The 17,383-nt window shown below is 68.7% G+C and carries 17 protein-coding genes; 8 read left to right on the top strand and 9 right to left on the bottom strand.

Annotation, left to right across the window (positions count from 1 at the left end; translation table 11 throughout):
• The first annotated feature begins 24 nt into the window (after positions 1-24).
• Entirely contained in the window at positions 25-828 is an 804-nt protein-coding gene (locus ACYVN4_RS30870) for an ArsR/SmtB family transcription factor (protein WP_460725514.1), read from the top strand.
• Between the two features lie 27 nt (positions 829-855).
• Here ACYVN4_RS30870 and ACYVN4_RS30875 read toward each other — a convergent pair whose 3' ends face one another.
• Positions 856-1,275 (bottom strand): PPOX class F420-dependent oxidoreductase, encoded by a 420-nt coding sequence (locus tag ACYVN4_RS30875; protein ID WP_460726765.1) that lies wholly within the window; start codon positions 1,273-1,275, stop codon positions 856-858.
• A 120-nt stretch (positions 1,276-1,395) separates the two neighbouring features.
• Between ACYVN4_RS30875 and ligA the strand changes: the two genes are divergently transcribed.
• Both ligA and ACYVN4_RS30885 read left to right on the top strand, forming a co-directional pair.
• A complete protein-coding gene (gene ligA, locus ACYVN4_RS30880; protein WP_460725515.1) occupies positions 1,396-3,495 on the top strand; it encodes an NAD-dependent DNA ligase LigA in 2,100 nt (699 codons plus the stop codon).
• Positions 3,496-3,545: 50 nt separating this feature from the next.
• Positions 3,546-4,067, top strand: a complete 522-nt coding sequence (locus ACYVN4_RS30885) for a GNAT family N-acetyltransferase (RefSeq protein WP_460725516.1) — start codon at positions 3,546-3,548, stop codon at positions 4,065-4,067.
• Positions 4,068-4,154: 87 nt separating this feature from the next.
• Here ACYVN4_RS30885 and ACYVN4_RS30890 read toward each other — a convergent pair whose 3' ends face one another.
• The 3 genes from ACYVN4_RS30890 to ACYVN4_RS30900 all read right to left on the bottom strand — a co-directional run bounded on the left by ACYVN4_RS30890 (position 4,155) and on the right by ACYVN4_RS30900 (position 5,971).
• Positions 4,155-4,751, bottom strand: coding sequence for a hypothetical protein (locus ACYVN4_RS30890; RefSeq protein WP_460725517.1), 597 nt, complete (start codon positions 4,749-4,751; stop codon positions 4,155-4,157).
• 35 nt (positions 4,752-4,786) lie between these two features.
• Positions 4,787-5,212, bottom strand: coding sequence for a hypothetical protein (locus tag ACYVN4_RS30895; RefSeq protein WP_460725518.1), 426 nt, complete (start codon positions 5,210-5,212; stop codon positions 4,787-4,789).
• A 189-nt stretch (positions 5,213-5,401) separates the two neighbouring features.
• Positions 5,402-5,971, bottom strand: a complete 570-nt coding sequence (locus ACYVN4_RS30900) for a sigma-70 family RNA polymerase sigma factor (protein ID WP_460725519.1) — start codon at positions 5,969-5,971, stop codon at positions 5,402-5,404.
• 109 nt (positions 5,972-6,080) lie between these two features.
• Here ACYVN4_RS30900 and ACYVN4_RS30905 point away from each other — a divergent pair, with 109 nt between their 5' ends.
• Together ACYVN4_RS30905 and ACYVN4_RS30910 are read left to right on the top strand one after the other, a co-directional pair.
• Positions 6,081-6,797 (top strand): zf-HC2 domain-containing protein, encoded by a 717-nt coding sequence (locus tag ACYVN4_RS30905; protein WP_460725520.1) that lies wholly within the window; start codon positions 6,081-6,083, stop codon positions 6,795-6,797.
• A 33-nt stretch (positions 6,798-6,830) separates the two neighbouring features.
• Entirely contained in the window at positions 6,831-9,071 is a 2,241-nt protein-coding gene (locus ACYVN4_RS30910) for a heavy metal translocating P-type ATPase (protein ID WP_460726767.1), read from the top strand.
• Here ACYVN4_RS30910 and ACYVN4_RS30915 read toward each other — a convergent pair.
• The 5 genes from ACYVN4_RS30915 to ACYVN4_RS30935 form a co-directional block, all read right to left on the bottom strand.
• Positions 9,068-11,014: a cytochrome c oxidase assembly protein gene (locus ACYVN4_RS30915; protein WP_460725521.1), complete on the bottom strand. Its 1,947-nt coding sequence runs from the start codon at positions 11,012-11,014 to the stop codon at positions 9,068-9,070. The genes ACYVN4_RS30910 and ACYVN4_RS30915 overlap by 4 nt on opposite strands.
• 176 nt (positions 11,015-11,190) lie before the next feature.
• The gene (locus ACYVN4_RS30920; RefSeq protein WP_460725522.1) at positions 11,191-12,060 is read right to left on the bottom strand and encodes an ABC transporter ATP-binding protein; all 870 of its coding nucleotides are present in this window, start codon (positions 12,058-12,060) and stop codon (positions 11,191-11,193) included.
• 49 nt (positions 12,061-12,109) lie between these two features.
• On the bottom strand, positions 12,110-13,189 hold the full coding sequence (locus ACYVN4_RS30925) for a FecCD family ABC transporter permease (RefSeq protein WP_460725523.1): 1,080 nt from the start codon (positions 13,187-13,189) through the stop codon (positions 12,110-12,112).
• Positions 13,190-13,229: 40 nt separating this feature from the next.
• The gene (locus ACYVN4_RS30930; RefSeq protein ID WP_460725524.1) at positions 13,230-13,520 is read right to left on the bottom strand and encodes a substrate-binding domain-containing protein; all 291 of its coding nucleotides are present in this window, start codon (positions 13,518-13,520) and stop codon (positions 13,230-13,232) included.
• The gene (locus ACYVN4_RS30935; protein WP_460725525.1) at positions 13,517-14,347 is read right to left on the bottom strand and encodes an ABC transporter substrate-binding protein; all 831 of its coding nucleotides are present in this window, start codon (positions 14,345-14,347) and stop codon (positions 13,517-13,519) included. The genes ACYVN4_RS30930 and ACYVN4_RS30935 overlap by 4 nt, the downstream gene beginning before the upstream one ends.
• 139 nt (positions 14,348-14,486) lie before the next feature.
• Between ACYVN4_RS30935 and scoE the strand changes: the two genes are divergently transcribed.
• The 3 genes from scoE to ACYVN4_RS30950 are packed head-to-tail and all read left to right on the top strand — an operon-like array spanning position 14,487 to position 17,372.
• Positions 14,487-15,335 carry a (3R)-3-[(carboxymethyl)amino]fatty acid oxygenase/decarboxylase gene (gene scoE, locus ACYVN4_RS30940; RefSeq protein ID WP_460726769.1) on the top strand — a complete coding sequence of 283 codons (849 nt, stop codon included), beginning with the start codon at positions 14,487-14,489 and terminating at the stop codon, positions 15,333-15,335.
• A 1-nt stretch (position 15,336) separates the two neighbouring features.
• Entirely contained in the window at positions 15,337-15,870 is a 534-nt protein-coding gene (locus ACYVN4_RS30945; protein WP_460725526.1) for an FcoT family thioesterase, read from the top strand.
• Positions 15,867-17,372, top strand: coding sequence for a long-chain-fatty-acid--CoA ligase (locus tag ACYVN4_RS30950; RefSeq protein WP_460725527.1), 1,506 nt, complete (start codon positions 15,867-15,869; stop codon positions 17,370-17,372). The genes ACYVN4_RS30945 and ACYVN4_RS30950 overlap by 4 nt, the downstream gene beginning before the upstream one ends.
• The last annotated feature ends 11 nt before the right edge of the window (positions 17,373-17,383 follow it).

Below are 17,383 nucleotides of genomic sequence, written 5' to 3' on the forward strand. Positions count from 1 at the left end.
ATGGTGATGGTGTGAGGTGTCCCCGTGGACGACGTGTTCAAGGCACTTGCCGATCCGACCCGCCGCAGACTGCTCGACAGTCTGGAGGAACGCAATGGTCAGACCCTCGGCGAGCTCTGCTCCGAGTTGGCCCTGACCCGGCAGGCGGTCAGCAAACACCTCGCGGTGCTCGAGGCCGCCAATCTGATTGCGACACAACGGCGCGGCCGCGAGAAGCTGCACTACCTCAATCCCGAACCGGTCAATGCCATCGCCGACCGCTGGATCAACCGCTACCACCGAGGGCGGGTGCACGTGCTCGCCGATCTCAAATCAGCATTGGAGGGTTCCCCCATGAGCGAGGATTTCGTCTACGTCAGCTACATCAAGACCACCCCCGAGCGCCTGTGGCAAGCGCTGACCGAACCCGCCTTCACCAAGCAGTACTGGGGCGCGACCTTCGACACCGACTGGCAGCCCGGCTCGGAAATGGTCTGGCACCAGCAGAATTGGACGGGCGTCAACCCGGGCCAGGTGGTACTGGCGGCCGACCCGTACACCAAGCTGTCCTACACGTGGCACACCTTCGACGACACCTTCGCCGAGGCGATGGGCATGCCCGCCGACGCGGTTGCGGTCTGGGGCGCGGAACCGCGCTCCACAGTCACCTTCGAACTCGAGGACCTGGGCGAGATCGTGAAGCTCACCGTCGTGCACAACGGCTTCCCGCCGGACAGCACCGTCCTGCCCACCATCAGCCAGGGCTGGCCCGCCATCCTCTCCAACCTCAAGAGCCTGCTGGAAACCGGTGCCACGCTGCCGCACCCGGAGTTCACCGCGGCCGAATAGCGGTGCGGCCCAGCGTTTGTGCTGACCTCAGCGGGTGAGGCCGTAGGCGCGGGTGGGGACGAGGCGCAGCATGACGCGGCGGTCGGCGACCATGGCTCGGCGGTAGTCGTCCCAGTCCGGGTGCTCGCCGCTGATCGCGCGGTAGTAGGCGACGAGTTCGTCCACGGTGGCGTCGTGCGGGTCGGTGGCGACGGGGGTGAGGTCGGCCGTGGCCTCGATGACCGCGTAGCTCCAGAAGTCGTCGCTGGAGATGTGCAGCGCGGCCCAGGGCTCGCGGAGCAGATTGTGGTACTTCGCACGGTCGGCGGTGATGGAGACGCGGACGATGCCGTCGTCGCCGGTCCAATGGGTGACATTGGACAGCTGCGGGCGGGTGTCGCGGCGGATGGTGGTCAGCACCGAACGGTGGTGGGAGCGCGCGAAATCGAGTGCCTTGGCAAGGTCCATGCTTGCTGGAACCCGGGCGGTCGCGAGGGTGTTCCCGGCCACTCCGAAATCGTCTCGATAGTGTCGCGACGTGCGGGAATGTTGATCGGGACTGTCGGTCGGGCGAGATAAAGTACCGGGGTGAGCGAATCTGGCAACGAGATCACCGCGGCGAGCGGGGACGAGCGGGTCGAGTGGCAGCGGCTGGCGGAGGAGGTCCGTGACCACCAGTTCCGCTACTACGTGCGGGACGCGCCGATCATCACCGACGGCGAGTTCGACGAGCTGTTCAACCGGCTGCTGGCGCTCGAGGAGGCGCACCCGGATCTGCGCACGCCGGATTCGCCGACCCAGCTGGTCGGCGGCGGATTCACCACCGAGTTCGCGCCGGTCGATCACCTGGAGCGGATGTACTCGCTGGACAATGTCTTCAATGCCGAGGAGATGCGGCAGTGGATCGCCAAGGTGGAGGCCGACGCCGGCACCGACATCCACTACGTGTGCGAGGTGAAGATCGACGGGGTTGCGCTCAACCTCGTCTACGAGGACGGCAAGCTGGTGCGCGGCGCGACGCGCGGCGACGGACGCACGGGTGAGGACGTCACCCTGAATGCGCGCACCATCGAGGACATTCCGCACGAGCTGATCCACTCCGATGACTTCCCGGTGCCGAAACTCCTGGAAGTGCGCGGCGAGGCGTTCATGACGCTGGCCGACTTCGAGGCGCTCAATGCCAGCATCGTGGCGGAAGGCAAAGCGCCGTACGCGAATCCGCGCAATACCGCGGCCGGGTCGCTGCGGCAGAAGGATCCGGCGGTGACGGCGCGGCGGCGACTGCGGATGATCTGCCATGGATTCGGGCGGCTGGAGGGGTTCGCGCCGGAATCGCAGTACGAGGCGTACCGGGCGCTGGCCGCGTGGGGGCTGCCGGTATCGGCGCACACGATTCGGGTGCAGGGCGCGGACGCGGTGGTCGATCGCATCGACTATTGGGGCGAGCACCGCCACGATATCGAGCACGAGATCGACGGCCAGGTCATCAAGGTCGACGAATTCAGCCTGCAACGCCGGTTGGGATCGACCTCGCGGGCGCCGCGCTGGGCCATCGCCTACAAGTATCCGCCGGAGGAGGCCACTACCAAGCTGCTCGACATTCAGGTGAATGTCGGTCGCACGGGCCGGGTTACGCCGTTCGCGGTCATGCAGCCGGTCACGGTGGCGGGTTCCACGGTGGCCATGGCGACCCTGCACAATGCGTCGGAGGTGCAGCGCAAGGGCGTGCTGATCGGCGACACCGTCACCATCCGCAAGGCCGGTGACGTGATTCCCGAGGTGCTCGGTCCGGTGGTCGATGCCCGCGACGGCAGCGAGCGCGCCTTCGTCATGCCGACGCACTGCCCCGAATGTGGCACCGAGCTGGCTCCGGCCAAGGAGGGCGACGCCGACATCCGCTGCCCGAACCAGCAGTATTGCCCGGCGCAGTTGCGGGAGCGCGTCTTTCACGTGGCGGGGCGCGGGGCGTTCGATATCGAGGCGCTCGGCTACGAGGCCGCCATCGACCTGCTGAAGTCGGGTGCGATCGCCGACGAGGGTGACCTGTTCGCTCTCGACGCCGACACGCTGCTGACCACGACGCTGTTCACCAATAAGAACGGCACCCTGTCGGCCAATGGCAAACGCCTGCTGGAGAATCTGGACGCCGCCAAGGAGCAGCCGCTGTGGCGTGTTCTGGTAGCGCTGTCCATCCGCCACGCCGGTCCCACCGCCGCCCGCGCCCTCGCCACCGCCTTCGGCAGTATGGACGCCATCCGCGAGGCGTCGCCCGAGGAGCTGGCCGCCACCGACGGCGTCGGCCCCACCATCGCCGCCGCGGTCACCGAATGGTTCACCGTCCCATGGCATCTCGATATCGTCGACAAATGGGCCGCCGCCGGTGTCCGCATGGTCGACGAACGTGACGAGTCCATCGAACGCAACCTCGAGGGCCTGTCCATCGTGGTGACCGGTTCCCTGCAGAACTTCACCCGAGACGGCGCGAAGGAAGCGATCCTCATCCGCGGCGGCAAGGCCGCCGGATCCGTCTCGAAGAAAACAGCTTTCGTGGTCATCGGCGACTCACCCGGCTCCAAGGCCGACAAGGCGGAGGAGTTGGGCGTACCGATCCTGGACGAGGCGGGCTTCGCCAAGCTCCTCGAAGGCGGACCCGACGCGGTCTCCGAGGACCCGAAAGCAGTTGACTGAGTACGACTCCAGACGGGATGTCGTGGGGCGATGAGGACGGAGTTGTGGTGATGGGTGAGCAGGGCGCACGGACGCGCGATGACGCAGCCGTGGAGATTCGGGACGCCGAGGTCGGGGACTACTCGGCCGTCGGTGATCTGACCGTCGAGGTGTATGTGGGTGAGGGGCATGTGAACCCGCAAAGCGACTATGTCGCGGAGCTCGCCGATACCGCCACGCGCGCGGAGTCGGCGGAGATTCTCGTCGCGGTGCGTGATGGGGTCGTGCTCGGCTCGCTGACCATGGCGCGGCCGGGGACGCCGTACGCGGATATCGCGCGGCCGGGGGAGTTGGAGTTCCGCATGCTCGCGGTGTCCAAGCAGGCGCGGGGGCTCGGCGTGGGAACGGCGCTGCTGAAGCAGGTGATCGACACGGCGCGCGCCGAGGGCTTCGAGGCGGTGGTGCTGACCACCATGCCGACGATGCAGGACGCCAGGCGGATGTACGACCGCCTAGGTTTCGCCCATGTCCCGGAAAGGGATTGGCGCACCATGGCCGGAACGCCGCTGACCGTCATGCGGCTGGCGGTCTGACCGGCCGGGTCGGCGGACCGGCTCGGCCCTGGGGGCCGAGCCAGCCAACCTGGCAGGCCCGCTGAGGGGGTGCGGGCGGGGCTTGGGTTAGGTGAGGACGCCGTCGATGCAGAGGGAGGCGGTGCGCCAGGTGGGGGAGGGGCGCTGGTCGTCGAAGGTCCATTGGTCGATGGGGTGGGCGGCTTTCCAGAGGGTGGCGCCGCTGGGGACGCGGACCACCTGGTAGACGTCGTCGGTGCCGGGGATGAGCTGGTTGCCTACGCAGTAGTCGTTGTAGCTGGTGCCGGGTTGTCTTGCGCCGGGGCTGAATTGGCCGATCGGGGAGGCGACCGCGCCGGGGCTGGGGGCCGCGGTGATGGGGCCTGCGGCTTGGCCCGCGAACCAGTAGGGGGCGCCGGCGTTGGTGCCGCAGCGGAAGGTGGTGCCGCCCGCGCGGACAGTGGTCTGCTCGGCGTAAGTCTTTCCGGCCCAGAGGCATCCGGCGCTCGGGCGGGATTTGCGCTCGTTCGGGTCGGCCTCCGCGGTCGCGGCCAGCGGTAGACCCGCGACGGCGAGCGCTGCGACCGCCATGGGCGCGGCGGCTACTCGGCCCAGACGGCGGGTCCTGCTGGTCGTGGTGGTCGGCTTCGTGTCGGTGCCGTCGGTGTTGGCGTCGGTGGGGAGAGTGCTTGCGATGGAGGGCATTTCGGGCTCCGGGGGCTCGCGTGCGCGGGTCGGGGTCAGCAGTAGCTGGCGAGGGATGGGCAGACGGTGTAGCCGGTGCCGTCGTCGTTCCAGTTCGGCGTCCAACCGGCCGGATTGCCCGCGCGCGAGCTGAGCGGCTGCGGCGCGGTCTGCGAGAAGTCGTCCACCTCGCGCGGATGCTGGTTCTGCAGTACGGGATTCATGTCGGTGTGCAGGTAGCCGAAGGGGTCGCTGTCGTGCATGCCGGTGTGGTCGTCGCCGTGGGTGACGATGCCGCGCTGGTTGGGATTGCCGCCGGACTGCGAGGAATTCGCGTCGGGGCCGGTCGAGAAGCCGCTGCGGGACAGGGATTCCGCGGTGGCGGGCCCGGCGGCGATGACCGCGGCCGCGGCGCCCACGAGTGGGGCCAGGATCAGGCCCAGGCGGCGGACGGTGGGGCGTGATCGATGGGCTTGCTGCATGGCGACATTGCCTCTCTGCTTGCCGGTTCAGGTCACGTCGGGTGACTCATCTACTAAGTAAGACCGTAGATGGCCTACGTAGTTGAATAGTAGGTAAACGCTGAGAAACTACTAAGTTCCTACGTAGGTGGCAGCGAATCGGCAGGTGGCAGCGATGTTCGAGTGCTCGAGCCCACAGCTTCCGTGGATTCAGCCTCGGGCGTCGGCCGCGTCGTCGCCCCGCGCGGCGGCGATGAGATCCTCGCGGGCGCGCGCCACGCGGGAACGAATGGTGCCGGTCGGGCAGCCGCACACCTCGGCGGCTTCCTGATAGGACAGCCCCAAGACCTGGGTGAGGATCAACGCTTCCCGGCGTTCCTCGGTGAGGGCCGCGAGCATGATCTTCACCTCGGCGAATTCGAGCACCGCCGCATCGGCCCCGGCGCGACCGCGGTCGGCGGCCTCCTCCCAGTCCGCGCTCCACGACACCCGCGGTCGCGCCATGGCGGTGCGGATCTCATCGACGCAGACGCGGCGCGCGATGGACAGCAGCCAAGCCCGCGCGGTCGATCGTCCTTCGAATCGATGCAGGCTGCCGAGCGCTCGTAGGTAGGTCTCCTGGGTCAGGTCGTCGGCGCGGCCGGCGTCGGTCCGGTGCGCGATGAAGCGCCACACATCTGTTTGGGTTGCGCGGACGAATTGCTCGGTGGCGCGCCTGTCACCCTGCGCGGCGGCCATCGCGAGCACATCGATCCGGGCATCGCTCGACGCCGAGTGCACCGGCTCACCATAGTCGGATCCGCACGCCGACCGGCAAACTCGCCGACCGCCGACAATGTCACAGCGGAGCCCGGGAACTTTCTGCCCCGAATATCCGACACCTTTCGACGTGAAGTGCGAAGTGTGTCAGGAAGCGCTGTCCGCGTGCATCGATGACGAACCCGAACCGGTGCCGTCGGCGCAGGTGGACGCGCATCTCGAGGAGTGCGCCGCCTGTGCGGACTGGTATCACGCGGCGGTGGCCGCCACCCGGGGGCTGCGTATGCGCCCGGTGACGCCGACGCCGGATCTGACCGAGCTGATCGTGTCCCGCGCGGTTGCCGAAGGTGTGCTGCCGGGCGGCCGCGATGACCGGTTGGAGACGCTGCGACTGTTGCTCGGATTGATCGGCGCGGTGCAGTGCGCGCTGGGCATCGCGCAACTCGTGGGTGTCGGGATGGGGGTGCACACCGACCATCTCGCGCATTCCGGTGCGGGGCATCTGTTCAACGAGAGCACCGCGTGGAACCTGGCCCTGGGCATCGGCATGGTCTATTGCGCGCTGCGCACCCGCGCTGCGGCGGGTCTGATCCCGATTCTGGGCGGCTTCGCGAGCATCGTGACCCTGTTCGTGATTCTCGACATGGCCCGCCATGAGACCACTCTCGCCCGTGGCGCCTCGCATCTGGTGGTGATCGCCGGGCTGGTGGTGGCGGTGCTGCTGCGCCGCCACCTGGACGGCGAACCGGACGAGGGCGGGCGCAATCACGAACCGGTGCCGGTGCCCCACGGCGCGCGCGGCGGTCGCCGCACCAACCACCTGTCCCGGCACGATCCTGCTGCCTGATCGACGGAAGAGACTGTGACTGTGCAGAATTCGATGCTGCTCGCGCCCCCTGCGGAGCGGGTGCGGCTGGCGGTGACCGGTATGAGCTGTGCCAGCTGTTCGGCGCGGGTGGAGCGCGCCCTCAACCGACTCGACGGTGTGACCGCCGCGGTGAACGTGGCGACGGGGGTGGCGACCGTGGACGCGCCGCCCGAGCTGGACGCGCGCCAGCTGTGCGACACCGTGATCGCGGCCGGTTTCGGCGCGAGCGAGATCACCGGCGCGACACCGATACTCGACACCGAGCCCGAGGACCGGGCCGCCGCCGACCTGTTCCGGCGGCTGCTGGTGGCGTTGCTGTTGTTCTTCCCGCTGGCCGACCTGTCGATCATGTTCGCGGTGGAGCCGAGCACGAGAATCACCGGCTGGCAATGGATTCTGCTGGGACTGGCCGCACCGATCGTGGGGTGGGCGGCAGCGCCGCTGCACCGGCGCGCGCTGGCCGGGCTGCGGCACGGGGTGACCAGCATGGACACGCTGGTGTCGCTGGGCATCACTTCGGCGACGCTGTGGTCGATTGTCACGCTGCTGTTCCGGGATCGCGATCCAGCACCCGTGCACGGCGTGTGGAATGCCATCCTGCACGCCGACTCCATCTATCTCGAGGTCGCGGGCGGCGTCACCGTATTCGTGCTCGCCGGACGGTATTTCGAGGCGAAGGCCAAGCGGCGCGCGGGTGGCGCGCTGCGCGCCCTGGCCGCACTGGGCGCGAAGGACGTCACGGTGTTGACCCGCGACGACCGCGAGATCATCGTGCCCATCCAGGAATTGACCGAGGGCGCGCGGTTTCTGACCCGGCCGGGCGAGACCATCGCCACCGACGGCCTGGTGGTGTCGGGTAGTTCGAGTGTCGATGCATCCGCCATGACGGGCGAGTCGACGCCGGTCGAGGTCGGGCCCGGCTCGGCGGTCACCGGCGGCGCGGTGTCGCTGACCGGTCGTCTCGTGGTCGAGGCGGCGGCCGTGGGCGCGCAGACCCGGCTGGCGGGCATGATCCGGCTGGTGGAGGAGGCCCAGGCCGGGAAGGCCGGGTTGCAGCGGCTGGCCGACCGCATCTCCGGGGTGTTCGTGCCGATCGTCTTGGTGCTCGCCGCAGCGACTTTCACCGGCTGGCTGGTGAGCGGCGCGGGTTTGGACGCGGCCATCGGCGCGGGTCTGGCGGTGCTGGTCATCGCGTGCCCGTGTGCACTCGGGCTGGCAACGCCGACCGCACTCATGGTGGCGTCGGGGCGCGGCGCGCAGCTGGGTGTGTTCATCAAGGGGCATGACGCGCTCGAGGCCAGCCGGACGGTCGACACGGTGGTGTTCGACAAGACCGGGACGCTCACCGAGGGTGCGATGACCGTGGTGGCAGTGCACACCGTCGAGGGTGAGGACCGGGCCGAGATCATCGGTCTCGCAGCAGGTTTGGAGTCGGCCTCGGAGCATGCGGTGGCTGCGGCAATCTCCGCGCACGGCCGTGTCGCACGGGAATCGCTGCCCGAGGTCACCGATTTCGTGGCCCTGCCGGGTCTGGGTGCCCGGGGGCTGGTCGAAGGTCGCGCGGCCTTGATCGGACGGGCTGCCCTGTTCAGTGATGCGGGCGTATCGATTCCGTCCGCGCTGGCGCGACAGTTGGAGCGGGAGCAGCGATTCGGGCGCACGGCTGTGTACTTCGCTGTGGACGGGAGGGCAGTCGCGGTGCTCGCGGTGGCGGATACGGCCCGGCCGGGCGCGGCCGACGCGGTCGCGCGGCTGCACCGGCTGGGCCTGCGCACGCTGTTGGTGACCGGCGACAATGCCTTTGCCGCGCAGGCGATCGCGGACGAGGTGGGGATTTCCGAAGTGATCGCGGAGGTGCTGCCGGAGGGCAAGGTCGAAGTGGTCCGCAGCCTGCGGGCGCAGGGTCATCGGGTGGCGATGGTCGGCGACGGCATCAACGACGGTCCCGCGCTGGCCACCGCCGATCTGGGGCTGGCCATCGGCCGCGGCACCGATGTGGCGATCGGCGCGGCCGACATGATCCTGGTGCGCGAGGACCTGGCGGCGGTGCCCGACGCCATCGAACTCGCGCACGCCACCCTGCGCACCATTCGCGGAAACATGATGTGGGCTTTCGGCTACAACGTGGCCGCCGTCCCGGTGGCCATGGCGGGCTTGCTGAATCCGCTGCTGACGGGTGGCGCGATGGCATTCTCGTCGCTGTTCGTGGTGTGGAACAGCCTGCGGCTGCGGAACTTTCGGGGGAGAGGTTAGCGGCGACGGGCGCTGAGCTGGTCGAGCATGGCGTTGTAGGCGGCCAGCTCGTCGTCCTCCGGATACTCCTCCTGGTGCCGATCGAAACGCGCGGCCTCCTTACGCTCCTGCTTGGCCCACTGCGACAGCAGCGCACCGACCACCAGCAGCACCGGCACCTCACCGGAGATCCAAGCCAGCGTGCCGCCGAGCCGCTGATCGGCCAAAAGGTCGTGCATCCAACCCAATTGGAGCTGCGGGTAGAAATCCGCGCCGATGAGGGTGTCCGAGGACATCACCGCGACACCGAAGAACGCGTGGAACGGCATGATCGCGAACAGCATGCCGAGGCGGCCCAGATGCGGCAGCCGCTTGGGTCCGGGATCAATGCCGATGATGGCCCAGTAGTAGAGGTATCCGGTGATGAGGAAGTGGATGTTCATCAGCAGATGCCCCCAGTGGAAGCGGATGAGCTGATCGAACAGCGGCGTGAAATACAGGCCGTAGAGCGAGACCACGAAGATGATGAGCGACACGATCGGATTGCTCAGCACCCGCGTGAACCGCGAATGCATCAGCGACAGCACCCATTCCCGAGGTCCCGGCTGCCCCGCGCGTCCGGCGGGCGGCACCGCACGCAGCAGCAGCGTCACCGGCGCGCCGAGCACCAACAGCACGGGGATGAACATATTGAGCGCCATGTGGGTCATCATGTGCACGCTGAACATGCCGTAGCCGTACGCGCCGATGCCGGACGAGGTGACCAGCAGCAACGCCAGACAGCCGAGCGTCCACGACAGTGTGCGCCAGCGCGGCCAGTCGTCGCCACGACGGCGAAGTCTGTGTGCGCCGGCGAGATAGGCGGCCGCCAGCAGGATCGCGGCCGTGCCCAGCACGATGTCGAAGCGCCAGACGGTGAACAGCCGCCAGACATCCGGCGGATGCGGCAGATCGAAGCCCAGGAATACCTGCAACGCGGTGAACGAGCGATTGGCGAACGCGGGCGCGGGCTGAATCGCCATGGCGATCGAAATCCCCAGCCACACCACCTCGGCCGCCGCCGCGACAGCCAAGACGCCTGGCAGGAGCGGTGATTCGGCAGCCAGGTGACCAAGCCACCAGACCAGCGCCAGGTGAGCGGCCAGCAGCAGCGCCGCGCCGATCGCCAACCAGGAGTAGATCCCGCCGAACACGCTGGGCGGGTCGAGGATCAGCATCAGCACCACTGCCGTCGGAACCATGACGGCCACCGCCGCGCCCACGACGACCCGGTACCGCCGCAGCGCGACCTGGAACCGCCCCGCGCTCTCGGGCCCGCTGACCCGCCGCCACTGACCGAGCACGTTCCAGCTCAACCCTGCCAACAGCGACAGCCCGATGGTGAACGGAATAACCGCACCGGTCGCGTAATCGTGATTGGGCCCTTCTCCCGCATTACCAACCACCGCCGGTGAAATGACCGCCACCGCACTGATTCCCGCGAGTCCGAACAAACTGTTCCACGACAGCGTCAACCGCAACAGCACCGCGACCACGATCGTCAGAACGGCGACGACCAGCCACGCCTTGGGCTTCTCGGCCGCCTCGATCAGCGGCGGCAATGCCCGCAGCCGCACCGCGGTGCCGAGCGACATCCCCGCAGCGTCCGCAGCGGTAACCGGCACCAACGCAACCGCACTCAGCGCCCACACCGCCGCGGCCCGCTCCGCGATCCGCCCGGCCGCATACCCATCCACCGCCATCCGCCCCTTCCCGGTGGGAGCCGCGCAGAACAAGGCATAGACCAGCGACCCGAGCGTGAATCCACCCGCCAGACCAGCAATCAACCGCAACACGCCATACGTGGCAGCCGCCACCCCACCCGGATAGGGCAAACCCTGGTCGAGATAGGCGCGATCCCCGACCGTGACGCTGACCGCGACCACGAACACCATCGCGACGACGGCCGCCGCCCCAACAGACACCGCCGAGCTCCGCCGTCGACCATCCATCCCGGAAAGCGCCGTCCCGCTCACGCTTCGGCAGTCGGCCTCGGGTGATGCCCCGCCGCCCGTACCCTCGGCCTCGGAGAGTGCTGGCGCTATCTTGCCGGGTGGTGTCCCCGTGGTGCCGGGGTTTGTGTCGACGCTCGCGGATTCGGTCATCCGAGTGGATCCCTCTCTGCCGGTTCGGGTTCGGGCACTACGCTTTTGGGTTGGGACGCTGCCCGGGCGGATTTCTCCGGGGTCGGTGCGGGTTCGGGGGCCGCCGAGATGAGTTCGGTTGGGGCAGTGACCAAATGGGGGCGGCCGGTGAGGGGGTGATCGACGATGGCGCTGCGGACACCGAAGAGTGTCGCCACGCGTTCGGGGGTGAGGGTCTCGACAGGTGGGCCGCTGGCTACGACCGCGCCGTCGGACAGCAGGATCAGGTGGTCGCAGTAGGCGAGGGCGTGGTCGAGGTCGTGGAGGGCGGCGACGGTGGTGAGGCCGAGATCTCGGACCAGTTCGAGTAATTCGAGTTGGGCGCCCAGGTCGAGGTGGTTTGTGAGTTCGTCGAGGAGCAGGACCGGTGTGTGCTGGGCGAGGGCGCGGGCGAGTAGGGCGCGTTGGCGTTCGCCGCCGGAGAGGGACGAGAACATGCGTCCGGCCGCCTGAGTCAGGCCGACCCGTTCGAGGGCCGCGTGTGCCATGTCCCGGTCGGCGGCGCTGTCGCTGCCGAATACGCCTTGATGCGGGATGCGCCCCATGGCAACCATTTCCAGCACCGAGAAGCCGTGGTCGAGGCCGTGGTCCTGGGCCACCACCGCGGTGCGTTGGCCCGCTCGGCGAGCGCTGGTGCGCCAGACGTCCTCGTCGCCGATGCACACCACCCCGGCGCTGGGCCGCAGGGCGCGGTACAGGCAGCGCAGCAGGGTGGATTTGCCCGACCCGTTGGGTCCGGCCAGTCCGGTGAACGAGCCCGGTGCGATCTCCAGTTCTACGCCGCTCAGGATCGGTGCGGCGTCGATCGTGACCCCGAGTCCGGTCACGGAAATCCTCATGCTATCCCGCGCATTCTCTTGGGGCGCTGCGCATTTCTCATCGTGCGCTGCTCCTTCCACGTCGCAGCAGCACCAGGAAGGCAGGTGCGCCCAGGGCCGCCGTCAGGATGCCGATGGGTATCTCGTTGGGGCGGTCCACGGTCCGGGCCGCCAAATCCACCAGCACCAGGAAGATCGCGCCGAGCAGCAGCGAAACCGGCAGGGCGCGGCGGTGATTCGGGCCGACCAGCAGCCGGGCGGCGTTCGGGACGATCAGGCCCACGAAGCCGATGCCGCCCGCAGCCGCCACGACCGTCGCGGTGAGCAGGGCGGAGATCACCAGAAGCCAGATGCGCAGGTGGTTCGGGTTGATGCCCAGTCCGGCGGCGGTGTCGTCGCCGAGGGCGAGCGCATTCATGCCGCGCGCGAGTGCGGGTAACACAAGCAGTGCGGCGGCCACTGCGGCGGCCGGGGCGAGAAGGCTCGACCAGCTTGCCCCGGTCAGGGAGCCGAGCAGCCAGAACATCACGCCGCGCAGTTCGGCGGGCTTGGCGCGCAATTGCAGGTAGCTGGTCGCCGCCGTACCCAGGTATGACACGGCGATCGCGGCCAGCAGCAGGTCCGCGCCGAGTAATCGCCCGCCACGTTGGGCCAGCGCGAATACCAGCGCCAGGCTCAGCAGCGCGCCCGCGAACGCGCTTCCGGTGACGCCGAATCCGGTGGCCGCCAGGGTCGCGGTGGTCATGGCGAGCACCGCGCCCAGTGACGCACCGGAGGTGACGCCGAACAGGTACGGGTCGGCGAGCGGGTTGCGGACGAGGTTCTGCAGGCAGAGCCCGGCCAGGCTCAGCCCGGCCCCGGCGACGGCGGCTAGCAGCACGCGTGGCGCGCGGAAGCTCCACACGATCTGATCGGTGAGCGGATCGGCGGGCGCGCCGCCGAACAGGTGCGCGGCCAGCACTCGCAGCACGTCCGGCGGTGCGACGCTCACCGTGCCCAGGCCGACGGCCGCCACGACGGCGACCGCCAATCCGGCGCACAGCACGGCCAGCAAGGGCCCGAAAGCCTTGCCGGACACCGGATGCGGTCCCGCCGCCTGCGTGGTCCCGCGTCCGCCGTTACCGCGTCCATCACTCACGCGTCCACCGCTCACGCGTCCATCACTCACGCGTCCGCGATCAGCCGGCGGGGTGGAGTGCATCGGCGATCTTCTGGATGGCGACGGCGTTGAGCGGGCCGATGTAGGGGCTGTCGGACAGGGTGATGAACTTCTTGTTCTTCGAGGCCGCCCACTGCGGGAACTTCGCGAACAGCTCGTCGGCCATCTTGGCCGCATCCTCGTCGGCGCGGTAGCGGCCGATCACCACCAGGTCCACGGGGCTCGCGGCCAGCGCTTCGGCGTTCACGTCGGCGAGTTCCTCGGAGCTCTTGCCGCCGAACGGGTTTCGCCCGCCTGCCCGGTTGATCACATCGTCGTAGATGCCGCCGCCGAAAACGCTGGCAAGCCGTTGGAGTTCATCGCGGCCATGCCTGGGTAGACCAGCAGCACATTCGGTCTCGGCTGACCGGCCACCCGCTGCTGGATCGCGGCGATCCGATCCCGTTGCTGTTTAACGTAATCCACGGCCTTCTGCTGCACGTCGAAGATGCGGCCGAGGTTGAGCAGCAGGTCGAAGGAGGCGTCCACCGTCTGCCCCTTGGCGCGCTCCTTGTCGGCGGCCGAGGCGTTCGGATTGCCGAGCGCGCAGTTGGCCGGGTCGACGAAGCCCTGGATTCCGGCCGCCGCCAGCGCGTCCCGGCCGATCGACCCGATCTTGTCGTCGAATTCGCCGTACCAGGTGGACACCACCAGATCCGGCTTGCGCGCCAGGATCTGTTCGCGCGGCACCGCGCTGTTCTCGTTGAGGGTGAGCCCGCCGGTGGGCAGTGCCGCCACCGCGTCGGCCATGCCGGGCTGATCGGAGATGCCGTAGGACTGGCTGTTGGCCACGATGCGGTCCTGCAGGCCCAGGGTGATGAAGCTTTCGGCCTCGGCGACCGATGCGCCGTTGGTGAGCAGCACCCGGCTGGGGGCGCGGTCGAAGGTGAGGCTGCGGCCGCAGTTGTCGATGGTCAGCGGGTAGCTGGTCGCGGCGGCCGTGAGCGGAGTCTGCGAAAGGTCGGCGGGGCCGGACTCTTTCGCGGCGGTCCCGCAGCCGGCGGCCAGCAGGGCTCCGGCCAGCAGCAGAGCCGGGCCGGTGCGGCGGGAACGGGGTCCGGGAACGGGGCGCGGCGTCGCGCGGATTGCGGAGAGCACATGACAGCCGTCGGATGGCGGGCCATCCGGGTTCCCGGTTGTCGAACAGATCACAAACTCCGGGTGTCGGGGAACCGGGCGCACCGCGGCCGCGACTCCTCCCGATGGCCGCACCCCGAGATCGGAGGAACCCGTGAGAATGACACCCCAGCCCGGGATGGGCCTGGTGGCCGAGCATTTCGACCCGGACAGCGCCGAAGACGTGCAATTGCTGCGCAAGACGGTCTACCGCGACAAGATCGTGCTGTTGCGCGGGCTGGACCTCGACGTCGCCGGATTCCTCGCACTCGGGCGGCGGCTGGGCACGCCGGAGGCGTACTACGAGCCCGCCTACCATCATCCGGAGCACCGCGAGGTGTTCGTGTCCTCCAATGTGGTCGAGGGCGGGCAGCGCGTCGGCGTACCGAAGACCGGACGTTTCTGGCATTCGGACTACCAGTTCATGCCGCGGCCGTTCGACATCACCCTCACCAGTCCACGTGTGGTGCCCGAGCGGAATCGCGGCACCCTGTTCATCGATCTGGCCAAGACATACGAGGCGCTGTCGCCGGAGTTGAAGAAGGCGGTCGAGGGCACGACGGCGACCCATACGGTGCGGCGCTACTTCAAGATCCGGCCCGACGATGTGTTCCGCCCGGTGTGCGAGCTGCTGGCCGAGATCGACGCCAAGACGCCGCCGGTGACCATGCCGACCGTGTACGAGCATCCGCACACCGGGGAGCGGGTGCTGTACGTGAGCGAGGGCTTCACCGAATCCGTCCAGGGCCCCGACGGCCGGTCCCGGCCCGAGCTGCTGCGCGAATTGCTCACCGCCACCGGACAACTCGACGGCGCCCCCGGCATGGTTCCGGTCCACCTGCAGACCTTCGAGGCGGGTGACGTCCTGGTCTGGGACAACCGCAGTCTGGTGCACCGCGCCGTGCACACCGACACCCCGGAGCCCGCCGTGTCCTGGCGGGTCACCGTGCACGATGCCGTGGAGGACTGAAATGACGCTCACGACAGCGGTTTTCGAAGCCGGAGCCGACGAGCTGGCGGTGGTGCTGCGCTGCTACAAGCCGCACTGCCGCTACCTGAAGTCGTTGACGGTCACCGTGAGTGACGACCGGGTCGTCGGCACGGGCACGTTCTCGATCCCCGAACCCTGCTACATCGACGACACCGGACATCTCAATGCCGTCGAGGTCGGCATCTGCTACAACCAGCTGCTCTACCAGACCATGGCCACCATGGTCCGCCACCGCACCGGCCCGGTCCTCGACGACTGGAGCATGCCGGAGTTTCTGCGCCGGTATCTGCCCGATGTGCTGATCGCGGAGTCCCGCAATATCTTTCGACGCGCCATCGACTCCAGCTCGTTCACCGGTGAGTTCGTGATCGACCGCGCGACCCGCTACCGGCCCGGCCCGGACGCGTCCGAACGGATTGCGTTGGAGACCAGCTACGGATTCCGGGACGAGCACGGCGGGGCCTGCGACGGCAAGATCCGGGTCGTGGTCGTGGACACCGCGAGCGCCGCATGATCGGCGTGCGCCCGGCCACCCTCGCGGAGCTGGCCCGCCATCATCCGGATCCGGCCGCGACCGCGGTGATCTGCGGTGATCGCGCGCTCGGCTACGGGGAGCTGGATCGGGCCGCCGACCGGATCGCCGCCGGATTCCGGGCCGTGGGAATGGAACCCGGGGCGCGGGTGGCCTATCTGGGGCTGGAATCGGTCGACTACTACGCGGCCCTGCTCGGCTGTGCTCGCGCCGGAATGGTGCTGGTGCCGATCAACTTCCGGCTCACCGCACCCGAAATCGCCTACATTATCGGTGATTCCGGGACGACGCTGATTCTCGTGGACACCGCGCTGCGGGCAGCGCTGGTCGAGCTGGATATTCCGGTGGTCACCACCGAGGAATTCCCGCACTGGTACGAGGGCCAGCCGTCGGTCGAGCCCGAACACCGGGTGAGCCCCGATGACGCGGTCGTCCAGCTCTACACCAGCGGCACCACCGGATTGCCCAAGGGCGTCGTGCTCGCGCACCGCAGCTTCTTCGCCGTGCGCGACGCGCTCGCCGACGCGGGCCTGGACTGGATCGACTGGCAAGCCAGGGATGTCGGGCTGATCGGCATACCTGGGTTCCATGTCGGTGGACTCTGGTGGGCGGCACAGGGTTTCGCGACCGGAGCCGCCATGGTGGCCATGCCGCGCTTCGACAGTGCCGCCGCCGTGCGGCTGGTGGCGGAATTCGGTGTGACCACCGTGTGCGTGGTGCCGTCGATGCTGCGGCTCATGCTCGACGAGCCCGTCACGGAGCGGGACGCGCTGGCCGGGGTGCGCAAGGTCGTCTACGGCGGCTCGCCGATCCCGGAAGCCTTGTTGCGCACCGCGATCGAACGGCTGGGCTGCGAGTTCGCGCAGATCTACGGCCTCACCGAGACCGGCAACACCGCGATCTGCCTGCCGCCACACGTGCACCGGCCGGGCAGTCCGTTGCTGCGCGCGGCCGGGCGCTCGTACCCGGGCTTCGGCGTGGAGATCGTGGACGAGCACGGGACGGTGCTGCCCATCGGCGCGGTCGGCGAGATCCGGCTGCGCACTCCGGGCCACATGCTCGAGTACTGGCGCAATCCCGAGGCCACCGCGGACACCCTGCGCGACGGCTGGATTCACACCGGCGACGCCGGGTATCTCGACGCGGACGGCTACCTGTTCCTGTGTGACCGCATCAAAGATCTGATCATCGTGGCGGGGGAGAACATCTACCCCGCCGAGATCGAGAACGTGCTGGCCGCACATCCGGCGGTCGCCGATGTCGCCGTGATCGGCCGTCCCGACGAGCGATTCGGCGAGCGCGTGCACGCCGTCGTCGCGCTGCGACCCGAGGCCACCGCGACCGCCCGCGAACTGTTCGAGTTCTGCCGAGACCGGCTGGCCGCCTTCAAGATTCCGTCCCGCTTCGAGTTCGCCGACCGTATTCCCCGCAACCCCAGCGGCAAGATCCTGCGCCGCGAACTCCGCGACCGCCCCCTCGACTGAGAGCGAATCAC

It is taken from the genome of Nocardia heshunensis (assembly GCF_054782115.1).